This window comes from Marinobacter salexigens (assembly GCF_002806945.1).
GTDB classification, from domain to species: Bacteria; Pseudomonadota; Gammaproteobacteria; order Pseudomonadales; family Oleiphilaceae; genus Marinobacter; species Marinobacter salexigens.
The window spans coordinates 1-17,741 of the sequence record NZ_NIHC01000001.1 but is presented as its reverse complement, the minus strand read 5'-3'; the positions used below and the strand labels follow the sequence as shown (position 1 = coordinate 17,741).

Here is a 17,741-nt window from a genome sequence, read left to right as displayed (position 1 = left end):
CGCCCGACACCGGTACCATAGTGCAAGACGTTGAGGCGTTACCCATTGCACGCAGGATCAAGAGCACATGTTTCCAGACCGCTTTTATACAATTCAGGACGGACGCGTACACATCTCCGCATCCCAGGCCAGCCAGTTTGCCAAAGAGGTGGCCGGAGACTTCAACCCGATCCACGATCCCGATGCACGCCGGTTCTGCGTTCCCGGAGATCTGCTGTTTGCGGTGGTGGTTTCACGCTTCGGCCTGTCCAAGCACATGACCTTTCAGTTCCGCGCCCTGCTAGGTGACGGTATACCGCTGGAGTTTCACGAAATTGGTGATGAAACCATCGAAGTGTGCGACCAGAACGGCAAGGTCTACATGGAAGTCACTCGGGGTGGCGAAACAACCCGGGATGAGCAGGTTATAGAGGAATTTATCCGCTGCTACGTGGCAGCCTCCGGTAAAAACTTTCCTCACACGCTCAAACCATTGATGGAATCGAAGGGTGTAATGTTCAACCCGGATCGCCCCATGGTGATGTACGAAAGCATGAGCATTGCTCTGGAAAGCCTGGATGCATCATCACCTGAACTGGAACTGCACAACGCAGACCTCGAAGACAGCGGCAAGCGTGGCAATGTCACCCTTGAATATCGGCTGAACTCTGATGGCAAGCCTGTAGGTGAAGTATCCAAACGCCTTGTTCTCGGCGGCCTTCGCGCCTATTGCCCGGATGCCATGGCGGGTGTCATTGAGGAATTCTATCGGCTCAAAGCTCGCGGTTCTGCTTATGGCGTCAGTGCCGCCGAAAGTTGAATCGAGAATTAAATCGAAAGCTGAACAGAGTTCGCAAACCCAAATACAGAAAACCCCGGAAGCCCGGGGTTTTCTGTTAGTAGCAGGCCCATAAAGGGCCTGTACTTTTCGCTTCCCGGTTAAAGGGCTGCTTAGATCTTACCAACCAGATCCAGTGAAGGAGACAGAGTCTCTTCACCTTCCTTCCACGCAGCCGGGCAAACTTCGCCTGGGTTGTTGCGAACGTACTGAGCGGCTTTAACTTTACGCATCAGGTCGTCTGCATCACGGCCAATACCTTCAGCAGTGATTTCCATCGCCTGGATGATTCCATCCGGATCGATCAGGAAAGTAGCGCGGTCTGCAAGGCCCTGACCTTCACGCATTACACCAAAGTTGTTGGTGATAGTGCCAGTCTGGTCGCCAACCATGTAGTACTGGATCTTACCGATAGTCTCAGAGCTGTCGTGCCATGCTTTGTGGGTAAAGTGCGTGTCGGTAGACACAGAGAATACTTCAACGCCACGCTTCTGCAGTTCTTCGTAGTGGTCTGCTACGTCGCCCAGCTCAGTGGGGCACACAAAGGTGAAGTCGGCTGGGTAGAAGAAAAAGATCGCCCACTTGCCTTTAACGTCTGCTTCAGAAATTTCAACAAACTCGCCCTGTTTGAAGGCGGTTGCGTTAAACGGTTTGATTTCGCTGTTAATCACGCCCATGGATGAATCTCCTATTGGTTCGTTTGCGGGTTGATGAATCTACGGTGTTAATATTAGCCAAAGCACCACATTAAGTGAAATTGATTAAATTCAACTGCTCGATAGCATTTAACTATATCTCTTTTTTGCAGTCTTATTTACCAAGGCCCGACTACATAGCCAAGCTGCTCAGGAAGCCAAAGCGCTATGCCAGGCATAAGCATTACCAACAAAAGGCTTACGCTCATGGCGGCGATAAACACCAACGCCCACCCAATGGTATGTTCCAGGCGAATATTAGCAATACGTGTTGTAACCATCAGGTTAACCGCTACCGGCGGCGTAAACTGGCCAATGGCAATGTTCATGGCCAACAGGATGCCAAACCATACCGGGTTCCAGCCAAAGTGATTCATCAAAGGCAGTACGATAGGGATAAGAATCAGATAAATCGATATGGCATCCAGCAACATACCGGCAATTAACACCAGCACCATAACCAGCCCCAGCAATACCCAGCCGTTTTCAGAGAGTGATAGAAGCGCATCGGCAAGATGCTGGAAGGTACCGAGAGTTGTTCCTGCCCAGGCGAAAATACCCGCCAGCGCAATGATCAGCATAACCACGCCGGAGGTCACCGCAGCGTCGGTCATCAAATCAAACAGATTACGGAAGCTAAGGTTCCGGTAAACAAGGGTGCCTACAATTACGCCATAGGTTACCGCTACCACAGCGGCTTCGGTGGGCGTGAACAAGCCGGAGCGCAAGCCACCCAGAATAATAACAGGAGCAAAAAGCGCCGGCAGAGCCGCTTTGAAGCTGGGCCAAAAAGGCGGCCGCTCAGATTCCTCGGGGTTTTCCCAACCGTATTTACGGGCAAGGTAAAGGGCTGGCACCAGCAGAGACAAGCCCGCCAGAATGCCCGGGAACAAACCGGCTGCAAACAAGGCTCGCAGATCCACACCGGGCACCACAATGGAGTACAGAATCAGGGCGATGGACGGTGGAATCAGTATCGCCGTAGACGACGAGGCCGCAATAAGCGCAGCCGAAAACGGCTGTGGATAACCCGCTTTACGCATGCTGGGCAGCATAACCATAGCCACCGCCGCCGCATCTGCAGGCCCCGAACCGCTCATGCCACCCATAATCAGGCACACCAGCACTGCCACAACCGTAAGGCTGCCATGCCGCGGCCCTATTATTGCCTGGGCAAAGCGCACCAGGCTGGCAGCCACACCCGCACGCTCAAAAATGAGGCCGGTAAGAATAAACAGGGGAATCGCGATCAGCGGGTATTTGGACACGCTGTTATAGGTATTGGTGCCAAAGGTGGCAAGCATATCCGGCGACAACCCGGATACTATGCCCACCAATCCGCCCAATCCCAAAGCTATAGCAACCGGGACACCCAGAATCAGTGCCAGCAGAAAGCTGCCGATCATCAGAATATCAGGACTCATGAATCACCTCCGGGTCTTTATTTCCGCGAAGACGATCAATGAGGTTTTGGGTCATCCGAATAATGATTGCACCCGATAACACCGGCAACCAGATAACATAAATCCAGTTTGGCAGGCCCAATCCCGGCGACAAGGACTCCCAATCGTATTCCTGCATCGCAAAAATACTTCCGTACCAAGTAGTGACACCCATAACGGCAACACCGGCAAGCCACTGCAGAACAAAAAGCCCTTTTAACGCGGCAGGCGGCAAATGGTGTTCAATCAATTCAATGCGAATGTGCTGATTGTTGCGAGCCGCAACCGCAGCTCCACCAAAGGTAAGCAACACCAACAGAAACACCGAAAACTCCTCGGTGAACGCAAAGGAAGCATCTGTGGTGTAACGGACAATCACATTGCCAAGACTGATCAGGCAAATGGTAATCAGGGCAACGGATGCCAGCCAGGCTTCCGGGCGGAACTTGGGGGGTCGCGAGGGCATGAATACTCCGGGTTCTGGTATCAGCACCCGTTACGCATAAACGGGTGCTGATACCACGGGCTGTTACTGATTCCGGTTGGCTACGGCTGCTTGAGCCTGTTTTACCAGGTCTTCACCTATACGTGGTGTCCACTTCTTGTAAACAGACAGTGTGGCGTTCACAAACGCATCGTGCTGTTCCTGGGTCAGCTCGGTAACCGTCACGCCACGATCCTTGATGGCTTGCAGCGTATCCGCCAGCTCAGCGCGGGACTTTTCAATTTCCCACTTACCTGCGTCCACCGCAGCTTGCTTCAACAGAGCCTGGTCTTCTGAACTGAACTGAGCCCAAACACGGTTGCTCACTGCAAATACCAGCGGGTCGGCCATGTAGTGCCACAGCGTAAGGTGCTCCTGCCCTACCTGATCAATACGCGCCACATCGAACACGGAGAGAGGGTTTTCCTGGCCATCGACAGCACCCGTCGTCAGTGCTGGCTTGGCGTCGGCCCAGCTCATTTGGGTAGGGTTGGCACCCAAGGCTGTGAACGTATCCTGGAACAGAGGCGAGCCTACAACCCGAATTTTCAGGCCTTCCAGATCAGAGGGCTCACTAATGGCAAGCTTGGAGTTGGACAGCTCCCGGAAGCCATTCTCACCCCAGGCCAGTGGCGTTACACCACGCTTTTCAATGGCTTTGAATACAGCCTTGCCCGCCTCACCCTGAGTGATGGCATCAATGGCGGCGTTATCCGGCATCAGGAACGGAAGAGAGAAAAGGTTCAGCTCTGGCACCTGAGGCGACCAGTTAATGGTTGAGCCAACGGCCATATCAATTAGCCCCGAGCGCATGGCTGAGAACTCTTTGGTCTGGTCACCAGATACCAACTGGGAGTTGCTGTAAATCTTCATGTTAATGCGCCCTTCCGAGCGCTCTTTTACCAGCTCAACCCACTTGTCGGCAGCCTGTCCCCAGGGAAACGCCGACGGCAAAACGGTAGACACTGTGTATTCATCTTTGTATTGCGCGTTCACCACAGAGCTGAGCAGCAAAGTCGCGGCAGCAACAGCCATCAAAGAACGAGGTTTCAACATTTTGTTTTCCTTTTTTTATTTGCAAGGGAGAGCTCAAGGTGAGATGCCGAGCACATCACGGTAGTGAGAATTATAAGAGGGGGTGTTGTCGCGACGCAAAACAAAAGCGCACTATTACAACGCTGATGTTTTTGCTCGCACGCCGTTGGTGCAGTCTACACTTAATGGGATATAAAACTGACAACAACCTCAGTGGACACCATGGCACGCGACGAACAGGGTAAGCTCAACCCAAACAATGCAGACGACAATCAAAAACCCGTAAAGGCACTGATTGAAGCCGTAAACATTCGCAGCATGTCGCTGGTTGTTCTCACCAGCATCGCCTCACTCTATTTTATTAGCTGGGCCCAGGCCGTGCTACTGCCACTAATCGTCGCCGTGCTGATTAGCTACGCGCTGGACCCGCTCGTTTCAACTCTAGACCGCCTCAGAATTCCCAGGCCACTCAGTGCCGCCATTATTCTGATTCTACTGCTGAGCGCTGTCGCCGCTGCAAGCATTCCGCTGCAACGTGAAGCCATGGCCATACTGGACAAAATCCCTCTGGCCATCAACGAGTTCCAACGTAATGAAGCCCAGTCTCCAAAGCATGAGGAAGGCATTATTGAGAAAGCCCAGGCAGCCGCCAAGAAAATTGAAGAGTCTGCGGCAAAGGGGCAAAGCGACGACCACCCCGCACACCAGGGCATCACCGCTGTGCGGGTGGTGGATAAACCCATGGATGTTGAAGATTACGTGCTCCGAAACTCCCCTGCGGCACTGGTTATGATTTCGCAGTTGTTCTCGGTGCTGTTACTGGTGTACTTCATTCTGGCGGTGGGGCCCCTCTATAAGCGCAAGATCGTCAAAATCTCCGGCCCCTCGTTTGGACGAATGCGCAAGGCGGCGCGAATCATGAACGATTTCCACCATCAGGTTCGGCGGTTTCTCTTCGTGATGCTGCTTGGCGCGCTGTTTGTGGGCCTACTGACCTGGCTTGCCTTCATAGCCCTGGGGGTGGAACAGGCCATGCTTTGGGGCGTGGTTGCAGGTGTTGCCAGTGCCGTTCCCTACCTGGGGCCTTTTCTGGTGTTTTTGGGCACCGGTATTGCCGCCTTTATCCAGTTTGGCCAGCTGGATACCGCCATCGTTGTAGCGGGTATTTCGTTGGCCATCACCAGCATTCAGGGCTACCTGCTCACACCCTGGTTAACCAGCCAGGTTTCAAGCCTCAACCCGGTGGTGATTTTTATCGGGCTGCTGTTCTGGGGTTGGCTTTGGGGCCCCGTGGGGCTAATCATCGCCACCCCTATATTAATGATCATAAAATCCCTGTGTGATCACGTGGTAAACCTGCGCCCCGTGGGTGAGTTGCTGGGCAAGTAAAACCAAAGTTACAAACTGCTGAACAACAAAAAACGGGAGACACCCCATGTTCGATACTGAAATCCCTGTACTGGATATGTTTATCCGGCTTCTTGCCGCCGCTGGCCTGGCACTGCTTCTGGGGCTGGAGAGGGAGTTAAGAGGCAAGGCCGCTGGCCTGCGCTCTCACATGCTTGTATCGATGGGGGCTTCGGCGTTCATCATCATGGGTATGCACATTCTGTTTGCTACTGCAGAAGGCGATCCTTCAGCGAGCATAGACCCGACCCGGATTGTGGAAGGGGTCATCGGCGGCATCGGGTTTCTGGGTGCTGGCAGCATTATCCAGAGCCGTGGCAACGTTCAGGGCATTACTACCGGGGCTTCGATATGGATGGCCGGCGCTATTGGCGTGGCCTGCGGCCTGGGTATCTTTGCCCTTGCCGGGATGATCACCTTGATGGCGCTGATCATCATCGCGGTGCTCGGCCGCTTCCAGCATGAAGTCATGAACGGCGACTGAAATACACCTGGCGTGCCTGATAATCAGCCGGAATTGGCGAGTACAACCGCTCCGATGAACAGATAAATGAAAACGAACCCGTAGAACAGAAAAGGGGCGTCATTCCGGTGATAGTAATTGGTTTTGAATCCTCGGGCCCCGGCGGGCACCTTGCCCGTAAGCAGCCCGAAGACAGCCATACCGATTGCGAGCAAGCCAGCTATTTTCAGTAGAATCGGTGACATCTTCTCATCCTCTGCATTCAGGACAGAAACACACTGAAAAGCGCGGCCCCAGGGGCCACGCTAACATCGCATCAGCTCTACCGAACGGTTTTCAGTGCCAGAGCGATCATTACATAAGCCCAGCCGTGGAAAATCATTTCAATGGCAACCAGCAGGCCAATCACCCAGAGCGCTGACATGGGCCACTGAAAGAAGATCATACCGCCAAGCACCAGAGAAACAACGCCGGCAAAGACCATCCAACCCCAGCGCAGGCCAACATTCTTTAACTGGAAGCCCATCACAATCCGCAAAAGACCGGTCGCAACAAAAATGCCGCCCAGGAAGGCAGTTAACACCAGAGAACCGGAGACCGGCTCGGTTATCATTGTAACCCCAGCCACTATGTACAGCAGTGCAATCAGAACGTGCATCAGAATACTTTTCCAGCCCCGGCATTTGAAGGCCTCAACCAGCTGGAACGCTCCACCTATTGCCAACAGAACGCCAAAAAACAGCACGGTTGCAACCGTGACTGCGACACTCATACCAAGAGCGACCGTTCCTAAAACTATAAAAAGAATACCCAACGCCAGCAGCCAACCCCAATGCTTGCTCAAGTCCCCGACAACGCCCTGCAGCAAAGCAAGTTGGCTTTCGGTGTAAACATTCCTGCCTGATTGCGACATATTCTTCTCCAGCGTGTTTAATGACATGGCAAAATTTGAACCAGAATAATGCATCTATTATCATGCTAACAGCTTGGCCAGTTTTTTGTTATTCGTATACAGACCCAGGAGGCAAGTCGCTGTTCAATAGACTTTACTTGCCCCCTCGGGGCGGGTTTTAAAGCGCTTGTGCAGCCATAAATACTGATCAGGCTGTTCACGAATCGCGTCCTCAATATAGCGGTTCCAGATCTCGGTATCCTTGTGCTTATCGACTCCAAAATCGACCTGTACCGGTGAAAACGCCACCTGGTAGCTTCCACCAGGCATACGCAGATGGCTTACGCAAATAACCGACGCGCCGGAAACCTTTGCAATGTAGCTTGGAGAGGTAATACATCCGGTTTCCACACCAAAAAACGGAACAAACAGCTCGGTTTTGCCGCCAAAATCCTGATCGCAAGCGAACCAGATTTCGCCACCCTTTTTCAAAAACGATACCATCGGCCTTAGCTCGCGCTTGGCAAACGGACGGATGCCGAAATGACGGCGACGACCATTTTCGATCATGCGATCAATGACCGGATTATTATTGGGCCGGTAAACATAACCAGGTTTGCTCAAGTGGCAGGCCACCAGCGGTAAAGCAAAGTCAAAAATACTGTAGTGCCCACCAATCAGCAGCACTCCCTTACCCTTGCTCCGGGCTTCCCTCAGATATTCCAGGCCTTGCACCTCAGCAGCCTCGCAATAGGGCGCCATATCCTGCCACCAGGCGTGGGTACTTTCGAGAAGCCCACGGCTGCATGCAACAAAATTATCTTCCACCAGCTGGCTCCGGGCCTTCTCATCCAGCTCGGGAAAGCATTTGGCCAGATTACGATCGGCAACTCGCGCGCGGGATTTAAGCTTGGTGTTCAACAAACGACCCAGCCGCTTTCCCAGCTTCTGCTTGGCAGCCATGGGCAAAAATGACAACAGATACAATGTGAAAACCAGCGCCCAGGAAGGCCAAAGTCGCGGATGCCAAAGGTGCGGAGCTTTTTTGTTACTCGATAGGGGCATACGTCCTAGCCTGCAAAAGGGGCCAGAGAGCGTGACACAGTTTCAACCAACAGTGTAGGTGAGACTATGAATTAATAGAAAACTCCACTATAGGGCGTAACATCAGATGGGCAAATTCACTATGCCACTGCACTTTAGCCTCCGTGTTAGGATCACAAAGAATAACAATGCCTTTCCGTTGCTCATCATTGAGGCCATACTGGCATGGCTGCATGGCAGCTTGCATTGTTATTCAGTGCATTGGTTATCGAGGTAAAAATCATGAGTAAAGGGCAAGATAAAAAAAAAGACACCAAGAAAAAGCCGCTTTTAACCGCAAAGGAAAAGAAAGCGGCCAAAAAGTCCAAAAAGAATGAAACGAATGTACTAGGAAGTTAATGCAACAGGCTTGGGGTCACCCTGAGTACGCACTTGTCTTCAAGCCTCTAGCCCACATGCAGGTCACTTACACTTTGCCATCACCACTCAATAATGTTGTCCTGATTGGAATGCCTGGTTCAGGTAAAAGCACCCTTGGCGTTCTATTGGCTAAAGCGGCTGCCTTGGGGTTCGTAGATACGGACCTGTTGATTCAGTCGCACTCTGGCCATACATTACAGGCCATTGTGGATGGCGAAGGCTACGAGGCTTTGCGGCGAATTGAAGAACAGGTTCTATGCAGCCTGGATGTGACGGGCCAGGTTATTGCAACTGGCGGCAGCGCAGTCTACAGCGACCGCGCGATGCGGCACCTCAAGCAAAACAGCCTTGTCGTATTCCTGGATATTTCTCTCGCAACGGTACGCCAGCGCATCGGCGACTTCAGCCTGCGAGGCATTTCAAAGCGCCCGGACCAATCATTGGAAGACTTGTTTGCAGAGCGGTATGAGCTGTACACCCGCTACGCAGATGTGGTTATTCAAGGCGAGCATAAAAGCCACAATCAAGCTTTGGAAAAACTGCTCAAGGTTACTGCTGAGCTTCAATCCGATCCCAGCTGACACCATTTACCGTTGAATCCCTATTGGGGTTGTAGAAAGCATCGTTATTAAGGATGTAAGTCCCCTGGCCGTCGGTATAAACATGGTCGTAAAAACTTGGCAGCTTGATGGTCTCACCTGAAGGTGTTGAGTAAGCAGTTTCCTCTCTTATGGCGTCCACGTACTGCTTCTGAGCACGATCACTGCTGGCGGTACGCTCCTTGTATCCACCCATGATAATGTCGTTTATATCGCTGTTAATCTTGCCCATCTTGCGCCCATGATCCTGCAAGTTGGCCAAGCGGTCGCTGGCACCTTTTTGTTGTATGCGAGACAGCTTCTGCCAATACCGCTGCATCTCTGCCTCCCATGCCGGGTTTGGACGAATCGACTGAACAATGGCCGAGAGCATGGCATCGCCCAGGTAATTTGTGCCCGCTGGCCCACGGAAGCTGCGCATGTGGTTGATATTCCAGCTACCGGCAGTCATCTGCCCCTGGCTAATAATGACCAGGTACTGCCAGGTAACGAGAACCGTTTCCTCAAGCGCTTTACCATTCTGCTTGTAGGCAAGCAGAATCTTGGTGGCCTGGGTATCAAATCTGGAGCCATAACCCATAGGTGCAGACGTCATATTGCCCTGCTCGACTAACTGGAACATCTGCGCGTTTTGCTGGCGAAGCTTTTGAGTTAATTCGGGTACTACTTCTTCAGAAACAAGCCTGAGATCACTGACCGTTGGGTTCGGGTTGCGCTCTACCATCTCCATCAACCAGCGGCCTGGCGATTCAGGAAGGGGCATATAAAGACTCCCGCCCGGCGTCGGCTGCATAATCTGGCCTGGTGACATGGAACTGAATTCGAAAGAAAAGCTTGGATAGAAACGAACGCCCCTGCCATCTGGTGCTGTGATATTTACGTCTCTGATTATTGGCAGGTTAAATACCTGGCTCGGCGTGCGGGTGATGCCACCTTCAAGTTTCCATCCTTCAGGCACTAACACCGTGCTTGCCACGATGTTATTCAAACCTGGATCGCGTATGGCATGTTCGCGCATCACCAATCTATTGCCGGGAGCGGAAGACTGGGCCGTGTCCGCAGAGTTAGCTGATTCAGCGTCGCTAGAACCCAAAAATGCGAGGCAAATAGCCCCAAGTGCAAAGCGCCATTTTCCCGAGGTTATGAGCATCGTTATGCACCTTCTTTAACAGGCCCATGGGCATTCCCCTGCCCCGTTGCCCCACTGCACTTGAAGGCACGGTTTGATTGAATCATAGTCCTCAAAGGTGCACTAAACAATGTAGCAAAGCGAACCACTGCAACTGCAAGGCTTTCGGTACAGGGACAGCAGGCGCGTCATAGCGCCATAAAGGGAGCTGATTCAATGGATAGAAAACCTTTTGCGATCCACTCTCTGGGCAAGAGTGACCTGAGAGAGGCAGCAAAACTCTGCGCTGCTGCCATGAACGACAACCCGATTCACATAAAAGTATTTGGAGCACCGCCAGAATTGCGACTGCGCCGGCTTGGCCGTTTTTTCCCGAGCCTGATCAGGTACGTTCACCGCAAAGGCCAGCTTCACGGAGCTTTTGTGGAAGGAACACTGGTTGGCGTAATGGGCATGCTGCCGCCCAAGCATTGCAAACCCTCGCTTACCGACCTTTTAAAAATGATGCCCGCACTACTCAACTCAAATAACCCTGCAGGCACTGTGCGCTTAGCGATCTGGTTAGGCACCTGGGCCAGGCTGGACCCGCCCACACCTCACTGGCACCTGGGTCCACTGGCGACAGCACCCGCATGGCAACATCAGGGCATTGGCTCTCAACTAATGGAACTGGCGCTCAAGACGGGTTCTGGCGACGCCCATTATCTGGAGACCGACAAGCTGAGCAACGTGGGGTTTTATGAACGATTTGGTTTTTCAGTACTGGCTCAGCCGTCAATTCTGGCAACACCAAGCTGGGTGATGATGAAGCCCGCGTTTACTCATGGCGAAACTCCAGAGATCAACGCGGCTTACCAGGCCTGAATATGGAGTAGTTTCCATTGGCCTTGGCCACCAGTCTGTCACCACTGAATATCTCGGACTCCAGGTTTACAATCGCCTTTCCCCGATTCACAACCTTCGTTTTGCAGTGCACCTCGCCTTCAAAAACCGGCGCATAGTAGTTAATTTTTATCTCCACAGTGGCACACAACTCCCCTTCTGAAAGCAGCGGATAGACTGCAGCGCCCATGCCCGTATCTGCCAGCGCGTACAAAACCGCACCATGCACTACCTTATGAGGGTTCAAGTGCTTTTGCTCGACCGTCATCGAGCAAACACTGGTTTCGGGTTCGGTAAACTCAACGTCCATCCCGATCAATTCTGCAAAAGGGTGATGCATTAATTTCTCCCCCAAAAGGTTCCACCTCGTTACTCAATCAGCGAGTAAGCAGCCCTCACCTGTGCCATAACAATCCTCGCGTCCTCTGATTTCATACCATGCTTCTTCAACTGCGCCATAACCATCGCGCCAACTTTGTCTGTGCGCGATTGTGGAATGCCGTGCTTCTTGAAAATATTGGCAATAGACTGCGGTTCCGCATCCGGGCTGGCATCCAGCAGATCACCTATCTCCTTTGCACAGGCATGCTCCACAGGATTCAGATTCTGCTTGGTATGCCAAATCAGAACGCCGGCAACAGCAATAAATACAGCAGCGATCATGAACTTCATGGCGCACTCACTACTCTGGCTTGCCGGAGACCAGCGCGTAATCAATCCCCGCACACACCGCCGCAACCTGTGCAGCATTGCATTGTTCGGGGGTCACACTGGCACTGTCGGGATAGACTTCGGTGGTGGTTTTGTAAGGTGCACGGGTGATACTGGCGCACAAACCCAGCGGCGCGAGGGGATACTGAATAACGCCCCGGGCAACCACTGGTGAACCGAAAATCTCGCCTTTGTCATCAGCCGGCGCAATATGAGTCACCTGCTCCACTGCCTTGATCAGCGCCTGTTGGAACTCGGGCTGCGGGTTCTCGCTGTCATCAACCAGATAGAAGCCATCAGGAATCTCACCCGGCTCGAACGGCTCGCCATCCCGGGCTGCCAACGCAGGCCGAAACTCGCTTTCGTCGCTATCGGTAGTCTCGTGTAGATCCATGTGCAATACCACACGATCGCGGATCGGCTCGACCAGTTGCATAAGTGCCGCCGATTCCCCTGCTGCGCTGTTTTGATGGAAGGAGCGATTCGGGTCGATGGCATCTGCGTTCCAGCGATGAATGCGCTCATAAGCCCAAGGGCTAACACAAGGGGCGACCAGCAAGTTGATACGGCCCGCATAATCCTCCCCGTGCTGATCCACAAACTGCAGCGCGCCATGCACACCACTGGTCTCATAGCCATGCACCCCGCCGGTAATCAGGACAACCGGCAAATCCTCACGCCAGTCGCGGCTTCGGATCGCCATCAGGGGATAGCTCTCAGAGCCATAGTTCAGGCGGCCATACTCTTCCACATCGAAGCGCGAGCGCAGGCCTTTGATTACACTCAACACATCAGCTTCATAGCTGCGTTGATGGCTCTGCCGGGACAACCATTCGGCGCGTTCCCGTTCGCCCCAAGGCGTGCCGGGCGTTCCGATGGGATAGGATTCAGGGACTGCATTCATCTCAGGCTTTTTCTCCTTTGGGGGTGTCGCTGGGAAATATCACCAATTCATCTCCTTCCTGCCAGGGCTGAAACTTGACCATGGCCTGCAGAAATACCGGGTGCTCCAGCCATTCTCTCAGCCATCGCTGAAGATTCGGATAAGACAGGCTGTAAAAAACGTCCCGGTCTACATGGGCGAACTGGCGTACAAAGGGCATGATGCCCACATCTGCGATGCTGATGCTATCCCCCAGCAAATAGGTGTTGCTGGCCAGTAGATTCTCTAACGCCTGTAAAAACACCTCGCCCTGCTGCCGGTATTCCAGCTGGCTCAGTTCCGGATGGCGATCGGCGTATTTATAGCGATCCAGCCAATGTTTGAATTCGTTATCGTTGCGGTCGATCAGGGCGTTAGCACTATCCAAATCGGTGCTTAACAAACCTTGCGGATCATTCTTCTGCAGAGCCCATTCGAGTATTTCCCGGCTTTCCTCGATCACAAGGCTATTGGCGCTACCACTCTCAACCAGCTCCAGTACGGGAACCGTACCCTTAGGACTGATAGCCAACATCTGCGCCGGCTTGTTTTTCAGCACTATCTCGCGCAGCTCTACCTTCATCTCGGCGAACAGGATTCCGAGCCGGGCGCGCATGGCGTAAGGGCAACGACGAAAGGAGTACAAGCGGTGCAATGAAACAGTGATAGTGTGCCTCCAGGCTGAATGCTCTCTTAGTTGCCTTATCGTTGAGAGCTTGGCTTAAATAGCTTAAACCAAGCAATTAAGCTGGCAATAGCCCCCAAGCCCAGAAACACAAAGAAATCGGCAACGCTAAATTCCCCAACGTTATACATTAGCCCCAGAACAACCAGAAAAAATGTGCCAATAGTCCCGGCAAGCCTTACATTCATATTCCAACCCTATCAGTTTGTGGTCTCACATACTCATCTACACCAAAAGACCCTAAAACCCAAGCAGAGAAGTCGGCGTGGCACCGGCGTCCTGCTCTGGTGCCCGGAATGGGTTAGAATCCAGGTAGCCTGTCAGACGCCCCATAACAAGGAACAGAATGAGTAAACCTGGCTTCATCAAGCCCGAAAACCGATACCTGTTTTACTTCGCTATTTTCTGGGTTGTGTTCCTCGCGGCTGCGGCGTACTTACTAGGAGGTTGGGATTCCCGTAAAACCAACCCAAACCAGCAACTGGTTAGCCACTCCCACGGAAACGCTACCGAAATCAAACTGCAGGCCAACCGCCAGGGCCACTATCTGGCAAACGGCACCATCAACAACCAAAACGTCACCTTCATACTGGATACTGGTGCCACAACTGTGTCTGTGCCAGAGAGCATCGCGAATAAAGCCGGTCTTAACCGGGGGATGCCCGGCCATGCACGCACTGCCGCTGGCACAGTGAATGTGTGGAGTACTACTATTCGAGAACTCCGCCTGGGCGATCTCACATTCAATAATGTACCCGGCACCATCAACCCCGCCATGGACCGTGACATGGTGTTACTGGGCATGAGTGTGCTTGGACAGCTTAATTTCTCCCAGCAATCAGGCGTTCTGACCCTAAGCCTGGAAACACGTTGACCAGCAAGACGCTTTGCCCATGCTCTTATAACCTACAGGGCAAGGCTCCTTACACTTTCGGCTTTATAAACCCGGCTTCGTTTCGCATAATCTTATGTGCCGTGCCAACTCAGCCAATTCTTCATCGTTTGCACGGGGGCAATCGTGGGACGAAAGATAACCCTCATATCTTTCAAAGAATTTGGTCAAGCCCGCTTCTCTAAGCTGAAAACGAGAGTTGTCGCCCGTTCCGTGCATCGGGAATAATTTGCTATGAAGGTGGTCAACGCCATACCCCTCAAAGATCATTCCAGTTCGGCCAACGCCATCCAGAGCCTTATCGAGTAGCAACGCAACTTTCTTGGTGGCTGACACCAACTCACACAATATTTCATCAGTTTGATCAAAAGCGTAGCTGCCTATATGAGTTTTCGGGATGACCACCGTAAAGCCCTTCGTATTAGGGAAAATGGATAAAAAGGCAAGATGCTTATCGTCTTCCCATACTTTGTGGCAGGGGGATTCCCCTTGAACAATCTCGCAGAAAATACAACTCATGATGTGTAAATCTCCCTGCACCTAACGCTGAGCTTTGCAGCGTATGCGCGTCCGACAACAGCCTTTGGTTAAATGCAATTGCATGCGCACAATCATGCGCATACCCTGTTGCTAAGTGTGTTACTGCAACTGGAGGCTACAATGGCCGATCTATACAACATAACTGCCCCAAAAAAGCCGCAAATTTATCGGTTAACAGCGACTTGCTGAAAAAGACACGCGCTCTGGGCAAGCGCGCGGCTTTTAACGGTCAAGCCATGCAAGGCCTCACTCCGGTAATCACTTTTGCCGACCAGGAATTGCTGTTGCTAACACCGCAAATTTCTTCTGTGCCTGAAAAACAGCTCAAGAACCCGATCGGTTCCCTCTCACATTTCAGGGATCAGGTTGTTGGGGCTCTGGATCTCGCTATCACGGGCATTTAACGCTGAAATCAGCGGCGCGGCTTGTCCGCTGCAGTGCCTTGTTGGGCGCCTATAGCTACCAAAGCCTCCCGAAATGACAGAGCTTTGTCTGTTGCGAATCGGAACACAATTACACCCTGCCATTCTTCGCGAAAGTCAGAAGACTCGAAGGAAAGACACAACATCTGTTCTGTTGGGGTATCAACATACAGTTTCGCTATCTTGGGGTCTTCAACAGAGATATTGATCTGACGCTTCCTGTTTGTGTAGCAGAGCACCCTCGCCTTCGTGACCACAAGGCAACCAGAAAACCCCTCGGTGCGGTGACGATATCGCTTTCCAGGCCCATTAACGTGCTTCGTTACGAACCATCCTCCAATACCTTCATCGAGAGCAACAATACCCTCCCGCTCAAGCACTGGACGCAGTTTTTTAGGAACAGAGCCAACTCCAAATAGTCGATACAGGATTGTCTTCTTCATTATCTTTTCATTGCCGCACAACGCCCGCAATAACCGCGGCTTTTACGCAGCTAAGCGGAGAAAAAGCCGTCCGGTGGAGGCCCATCGGGCCGGAACGAATTTGATTGCCTTGTTACACATTGACTGAATACTTGAGATCACGCGCCTCATCTCCAGTCATGCCGCGAAAGCCCCAACAGTGTGGCGGTTGCTCCTTGATCAGGGCCTTTTGGGTCTCGGGAGTTCGACCCTGCATCATATTGATCTCGATGGCCGTGTATGCGGGTGTTCTGCCACCAGGGTAATAAAAATCCTCGGCTTCCATAGGGATAAAACGATGAGCCCGTTTGTCTTCTGGCATCCCCAGTACGGACTGCATACATCCGTGAATGACCTCAGAGAGCTGAGCCTTGATCGGATTAAGGTGTTCTTTGATTCCATAGATGACTATCACGATGCCTCCTGCAATGTGTAACGCGAAGCTTTGCGGCGTACCGGAGCGCCAGCGCAGGTGCGTCCGACAACAGCGACTGGTTAGCTGTGCACCAAGGCTTGAACGTCCGGACTATTGAGAATTTCATAAGCCATCTGTCGCACAGCGCATTCTAAGATATTCGTAAACTTGAATTCCTCGCCATCTTTCTTCCCTGTGAAATTGATGTTGCCATCCTTGATCCTTTTAAACTTTTCTGGGTGACTGTCGACGTGCGCTCCGCCATCTTTGTTGGCGCAAAACAGCACGAAATCTCGACGCGTGTATTTATCCATTTGAGGCATTCGAAAGATAACCTCATTCCACCACTGGTGTGCAGGCATCGGACGTGACCGGGCAACTCGATCATACTGTGGTACAACCCTCATTCCCTGTGAGTCGGTCTCGAAACCTGTCAGCGTGCATGTTCCATAGGTTTTGTCAGTCTTAAAATCAAAAGTTGACGTTGAAAGTATTTGTATCTTTCCACGAACTCGAAGTAGCCCTAAGAGACTTCTGGAACGACGGCTCTCGTGCAACAAAATTCGTATTGTAGTGGCGATCCGAGGTGCCTCATCTTGGTGCCCTGCATCAAATGCCTCCGCAGAACGAACCAAGTACTGGATCTGTTTTTCTAACTGGCTTTCCAGCTCATCCTGATCCATTGGAACTCCTGCTAACGCCTGCATAAACGGCGCCCGACTAGGGCGTCCGGTGGAGGCCCTTCGGGCCGGAACGAATTTGATGCACTGGTTAGGCGCATTACACCCATCCTTTCAGCTTGGCAGCGATGTATGGTGCAAGGGCTGTTGCTGCAAGAACAACAGGCCAGATGTTCCCACCCTTGAATGTGTAAGCCCCAAGCAATTCAAACCACGACTTGCCTTGCCAAAGCCCGAACGAAAACTCAAAAACGAGCGTGAGAACCAGCCAGCCCACCCCAACGATACAGAACGCAAAGGGCCTACTAATATGAAGCCATGGCAGGGACAAGTACGCCACACCAATGATTAAGACTGAGAGCAACAAGCCGCTAAGCACGAGCGCTGTCGGAGTCCCGAACGCGGGTACAAGTACCGATTCACGCAGTACTCCATTGGCAGTAGCTAAAGCTAGGATGCCAACCCAAATTACCAAAGCCTTTAAAGCAACTACCATAGGCGTTGCTCATCCTCGTAGTGCCTAACGCCAATAATAAGCGGCGCCCGTCTAGGGCGTCCGGTGGACGGCCGTCAGGCCGGGAACGAACTTAATTGACTTGTTAAGCATTGATCTGGTGGACGAAGCCAACTTCATCTCTGACACCTACGCGGTTGCCATCGGGGTCGCTGATGTTGATAGTCCGGCCCCAAGAACTTTCCTGGAT

General features: G+C 52.3%; 24 protein-coding genes. 8 read left to right on the top strand and 16 right to left on the bottom strand.

Annotated features, from left to right (window positions below; genetic code table 11):
- Nucleotides 1-67: 67 nt before the first annotated feature.
- Nucleotides 68-799 (top strand): DUF3581 domain-containing protein, encoded by a 732-nt coding sequence (locus CDH47_RS00125; RefSeq protein WP_100637814.1) that lies wholly within the window; start codon nt 68-70, stop codon nt 797-799.
- A gap of 131 nt (nt 800-930) precedes the next feature.
- Here CDH47_RS00125 and ahpC read toward each other — a convergent pair whose 3' ends face one another.
- The 4 genes from ahpC to CDH47_RS00105 form a co-directional block, all read right to left on the bottom strand.
- Nucleotides 931-1,494, bottom strand: coding sequence for an alkyl hydroperoxide reductase subunit C (gene ahpC, locus CDH47_RS00120; protein ID WP_100637806.1), 564 nt, complete (start codon nt 1,492-1,494; stop codon nt 931-933).
- Nucleotides 1,495-1,631: 137 nt separating this feature from the next.
- A complete protein-coding gene (locus CDH47_RS00115) occupies nt 1,632-2,936 on the bottom strand; it encodes a TRAP transporter large permease (protein WP_100637804.1) in 1,305 nt (434 codons plus the stop codon).
- The gene (locus CDH47_RS00110) at nt 2,926-3,420 is read right to left on the bottom strand and encodes a TRAP transporter small permease (protein WP_100637802.1); all 495 of its coding nucleotides are present in this window, start codon (nt 3,418-3,420) and stop codon (nt 2,926-2,928) included. Before CDH47_RS00110 ends, CDH47_RS00115 begins: the two co-directional genes overlap by 11 nt.
- Nucleotides 3,421-3,483: 63 nt before the next feature.
- Entirely contained in the window at nt 3,484-4,494 is a 1,011-nt protein-coding gene (locus tag CDH47_RS00105; protein WP_100637800.1) for a DctP family TRAP transporter solute-binding subunit, read from the bottom strand.
- Nucleotides 4,495-4,695: 201 nt separating this feature from the next.
- Between CDH47_RS00105 and CDH47_RS00100 the strand changes: the two genes are divergently transcribed.
- Nucleotides 4,696-5,862: an AI-2E family transporter gene (locus CDH47_RS00100; protein WP_100637798.1), complete on the top strand. Its 1,167-nt coding sequence runs from the start codon at nt 4,696-4,698 to the stop codon at nt 5,860-5,862.
- A gap of 46 nt (nt 5,863-5,908) precedes the next feature.
- On the top strand, nt 5,909-6,364 hold the full coding sequence (locus CDH47_RS00095) for an MgtC/SapB family protein (RefSeq protein WP_100637796.1): 456 nt from the start codon (nt 5,909-5,911) through the stop codon (nt 6,362-6,364).
- Nucleotides 6,365-6,387: 23 nt separating this feature from the next.
- On the opposite strand, the gene CDH47_RS00090 is transcribed toward CDH47_RS00095, so the two are convergent.
- The 3 genes from CDH47_RS00090 to CDH47_RS00080 all read right to left on the bottom strand — a co-directional run bounded on the left by CDH47_RS00090 (nt 6,388) and on the right by CDH47_RS00080 (nt 8,300).
- On the bottom strand, nt 6,388-6,588 hold the full coding sequence (locus tag CDH47_RS00090; protein ID WP_100637793.1) for a hypothetical protein: 201 nt from the start codon (nt 6,586-6,588) through the stop codon (nt 6,388-6,390).
- A gap of 77 nt (nt 6,589-6,665) precedes the next feature.
- Entirely contained in the window at nt 6,666-7,256 is a 591-nt protein-coding gene (locus CDH47_RS00085; RefSeq protein WP_100637792.1) for an HdeD family acid-resistance protein, read from the bottom strand.
- Between the two features lie 123 nt (nt 7,257-7,379).
- On the bottom strand, nt 7,380-8,300 hold the full coding sequence (locus tag CDH47_RS00080; protein ID WP_100637790.1) for a lysophospholipid acyltransferase family protein: 921 nt from the start codon (nt 8,298-8,300) through the stop codon (nt 7,380-7,382).
- 204 nt (nt 8,301-8,504) lie between these two features.
- Here CDH47_RS00080 and CDH47_RS17505 point away from each other — a divergent pair, with 204 nt between their 5' ends.
- Both CDH47_RS17505 and CDH47_RS00075 read left to right on the top strand, forming a co-directional pair.
- Nucleotides 8,505-8,678 carry a hypothetical protein gene (locus CDH47_RS17505; RefSeq protein WP_161494465.1) on the top strand — a complete coding sequence of 58 codons (174 nt, stop codon included), beginning with the start codon at nt 8,505-8,507 and terminating at the stop codon, nt 8,676-8,678.
- A gap of 56 nt (nt 8,679-8,734) precedes the next feature.
- Nucleotides 8,735-9,280 (top strand): shikimate kinase, encoded by a 546-nt coding sequence (locus CDH47_RS00075; protein WP_100638696.1) that lies wholly within the window; start codon nt 8,735-8,737, stop codon nt 9,278-9,280.
- Here CDH47_RS00075 and CDH47_RS00070 read toward each other — a convergent pair.
- Nucleotides 9,249-10,448, bottom strand: a complete 1,200-nt coding sequence (locus CDH47_RS00070) for a hypothetical protein (protein ID WP_100637788.1) — start codon at nt 10,446-10,448, stop codon at nt 9,249-9,251. The two genes, CDH47_RS00075 and CDH47_RS00070, sit on opposite strands and share 32 nt — an antisense overlap.
- 195 nt (nt 10,449-10,643) lie before the next feature.
- Here CDH47_RS00070 and CDH47_RS00065 point away from each other — a divergent pair, with 195 nt between their 5' ends.
- Nucleotides 10,644-11,291 (top strand): GNAT family N-acetyltransferase, encoded by a 648-nt coding sequence (locus tag CDH47_RS00065; RefSeq protein ID WP_100637787.1) that lies wholly within the window; start codon nt 10,644-10,646, stop codon nt 11,289-11,291.
- Here CDH47_RS00065 and CDH47_RS00060 read toward each other — a convergent pair.
- Genes CDH47_RS00060 through CDH47_RS00045 form a run of 4 tightly spaced genes read right to left on the bottom strand, consistent with a single transcriptional unit; the run spans nt 11,269 to nt 13,597 of the window.
- Nucleotides 11,269-11,649, bottom strand: coding sequence for a PaaI family thioesterase (locus tag CDH47_RS00060; RefSeq protein WP_100637786.1), 381 nt, complete (start codon nt 11,647-11,649; stop codon nt 11,269-11,271). The two genes, CDH47_RS00065 and CDH47_RS00060, sit on opposite strands and share 23 nt — an antisense overlap.
- 29 nt (nt 11,650-11,678) lie before the next feature.
- Nucleotides 11,679-11,981, bottom strand: a complete 303-nt coding sequence (locus CDH47_RS00055) for a hypothetical protein (RefSeq protein ID WP_100637785.1) — start codon at nt 11,979-11,981, stop codon at nt 11,679-11,681.
- A 10-nt stretch (nt 11,982-11,991) separates the two neighbouring features.
- A complete protein-coding gene (locus CDH47_RS00050) occupies nt 11,992-12,924 on the bottom strand; it encodes a M14 family metallopeptidase (RefSeq protein WP_100637784.1) in 933 nt (310 codons plus the stop codon).
- 1 nt (nt 12,925) lies between these two features.
- Complete coding sequence (locus CDH47_RS00045; RefSeq protein WP_275667838.1) at nt 12,926-13,597, bottom strand: glutathione S-transferase; 672 nt, start codon at nt 13,595-13,597, stop codon at nt 12,926-12,928.
- A 376-nt stretch (nt 13,598-13,973) separates the two neighbouring features.
- Here CDH47_RS00045 and CDH47_RS00040 point away from each other — a divergent pair, with 376 nt between their 5' ends.
- The gene (locus tag CDH47_RS00040; protein ID WP_100637780.1) at nt 13,974-14,501 is read left to right on the top strand and encodes a retropepsin-like aspartic protease family protein; all 528 of its coding nucleotides are present in this window, start codon (nt 13,974-13,976) and stop codon (nt 14,499-14,501) included.
- Between the two features lie 63 nt (nt 14,502-14,564).
- Here the strand turns inward: CDH47_RS00040 and CDH47_RS00035 are convergent, their stop codons facing one another.
- A complete protein-coding gene (locus CDH47_RS00035; RefSeq protein ID WP_100637779.1) occupies nt 14,565-15,038 on the bottom strand; it encodes an HIT family protein in 474 nt (157 codons plus the stop codon).
- 203 nt (nt 15,039-15,241) lie between these two features.
- Between CDH47_RS00035 and CDH47_RS00030 the strand changes: the two genes are divergently transcribed.
- Nucleotides 15,242-15,463: a CcdB family protein gene (locus CDH47_RS00030; protein WP_239985533.1), complete on the top strand. Its 222-nt coding sequence runs from the start codon at nt 15,242-15,244 to the stop codon at nt 15,461-15,463.
- 8 nt (nt 15,464-15,471) lie between these two features.
- Here CDH47_RS00030 and CDH47_RS00025 read toward each other — a convergent pair whose 3' ends face one another.
- The 3 genes from CDH47_RS00025 to CDH47_RS00015 form a co-directional block, all read right to left on the bottom strand.
- Nucleotides 15,472-15,924 carry a hypothetical protein gene (locus CDH47_RS00025; protein WP_100637766.1) on the bottom strand — a complete coding sequence of 151 codons (453 nt, stop codon included), beginning with the start codon at nt 15,922-15,924 and terminating at the stop codon, nt 15,472-15,474.
- Nucleotides 15,925-16,036: 112 nt separating this feature from the next.
- A complete protein-coding gene (locus tag CDH47_RS00020) occupies nt 16,037-16,357 on the bottom strand; it encodes a tautomerase family protein (RefSeq protein ID WP_100637765.1) in 321 nt (106 codons plus the stop codon).
- 80 nt (nt 16,358-16,437) lie between these two features.
- Nucleotides 16,438-17,040 carry a hypothetical protein gene (locus CDH47_RS00015; protein ID WP_100637764.1) on the bottom strand — a complete coding sequence of 201 codons (603 nt, stop codon included), beginning with the start codon at nt 17,038-17,040 and terminating at the stop codon, nt 16,438-16,440.
- Nucleotides 17,041-17,741: the final 701 nt, after the last annotated feature.

What these genes read in the sequence shown, in the direction of transcription:
- CDH47_RS00125 (WP_100637814.1), top strand. Translation starts at nt 68, where the DNA reads ATGTTTCCAGACCGCTTTTATACAATTCAGGACGGACGCGTACACATC.
- CDH47_RS00080 (WP_100637790.1), bottom strand. Translation starts at nt 8,300, where the DNA reads ATGCCCCTATCGAGTAACAAAAAAGCTCCGCACCTTTGGCATCCGCGA.
- CDH47_RS00015 (WP_100637764.1), bottom strand. Translation starts at nt 17,040, where the DNA reads ATGGATCAGGATGAGCTGGAAAGCCAGTTAGAAAAACAGATCCAGTAC.
- CDH47_RS00055 (WP_100637785.1), bottom strand. Translation starts at nt 11,981, where the DNA reads ATGAAGTTCATGATCGCTGCTGTATTTATTGCTGTTGCCGGCGTTCTG.
- CDH47_RS00110 (WP_100637802.1), bottom strand. Translation starts at nt 3,420, where the DNA reads ATGCCCTCGCGACCCCCCAAGTTCCGCCCGGAAGCCTGGCTGGCATCC.
- CDH47_RS00105 (WP_100637800.1), bottom strand. Translation starts at nt 4,494, where the DNA reads ATGTTGAAACCTCGTTCTTTGATGGCTGTTGCTGCCGCGACTTTGCTG.
- CDH47_RS00095 (WP_100637796.1), top strand. Translation starts at nt 5,909, where the DNA reads ATGTTCGATACTGAAATCCCTGTACTGGATATGTTTATCCGGCTTCTT.
- CDH47_RS00075 (WP_100638696.1), top strand. Translation starts at nt 8,735, where the DNA reads ATGCAGGTCACTTACACTTTGCCATCACCACTCAATAATGTTGTCCTG.
- CDH47_RS00090 (WP_100637793.1), bottom strand. Translation starts at nt 6,588, where the DNA reads ATGTCACCGATTCTACTGAAAATAGCTGGCTTGCTCGCAATCGGTATG.
- CDH47_RS00040 (WP_100637780.1), top strand. Translation starts at nt 13,974, where the DNA reads ATGAGTAAACCTGGCTTCATCAAGCCCGAAAACCGATACCTGTTTTAC.
- CDH47_RS00100 (WP_100637798.1), top strand. Translation starts at nt 4,696, where the DNA reads ATGGCACGCGACGAACAGGGTAAGCTCAACCCAAACAATGCAGACGAC.
- CDH47_RS00035 (WP_100637779.1), bottom strand. Translation starts at nt 15,038, where the DNA reads ATGAGTTGTATTTTCTGCGAGATTGTTCAAGGGGAATCCCCCTGCCAC.
- CDH47_RS00025 (WP_100637766.1), bottom strand. Translation starts at nt 15,924, where the DNA reads ATGAAGAAGACAATCCTGTATCGACTATTTGGAGTTGGCTCTGTTCCT.
- CDH47_RS00060 (WP_100637786.1), bottom strand. Translation starts at nt 11,649, where the DNA reads ATGCATCACCCTTTTGCAGAATTGATCGGGATGGACGTTGAGTTTACC.
- CDH47_RS00065 (WP_100637787.1), top strand. Translation starts at nt 10,644, where the DNA reads ATGGATAGAAAACCTTTTGCGATCCACTCTCTGGGCAAGAGTGACCTG.
- CDH47_RS00050 (WP_100637784.1), bottom strand. Translation starts at nt 12,924, where the DNA reads ATGAATGCAGTCCCTGAATCCTATCCCATCGGAACGCCCGGCACGCCT.
- CDH47_RS17505 (WP_161494465.1), top strand. Translation starts at nt 8,505, where the DNA reads ATGGCTGCATGGCAGCTTGCATTGTTATTCAGTGCATTGGTTATCGAG.
- ahpC (WP_100637806.1), bottom strand. Translation starts at nt 1,494, where the DNA reads ATGGGCGTGATTAACAGCGAAATCAAACCGTTTAACGCAACCGCCTTC.
- CDH47_RS00085 (WP_100637792.1), bottom strand. Translation starts at nt 7,256, where the DNA reads ATGTCGCAATCAGGCAGGAATGTTTACACCGAAAGCCAACTTGCTTTG.
- CDH47_RS00070 (WP_100637788.1), bottom strand. Translation starts at nt 10,448, where the DNA reads ATGCTCATAACCTCGGGAAAATGGCGCTTTGCACTTGGGGCTATTTGC.
- CDH47_RS00115 (WP_100637804.1), bottom strand. Translation starts at nt 2,936, where the DNA reads ATGAGTCCTGATATTCTGATGATCGGCAGCTTTCTGCTGGCACTGATT.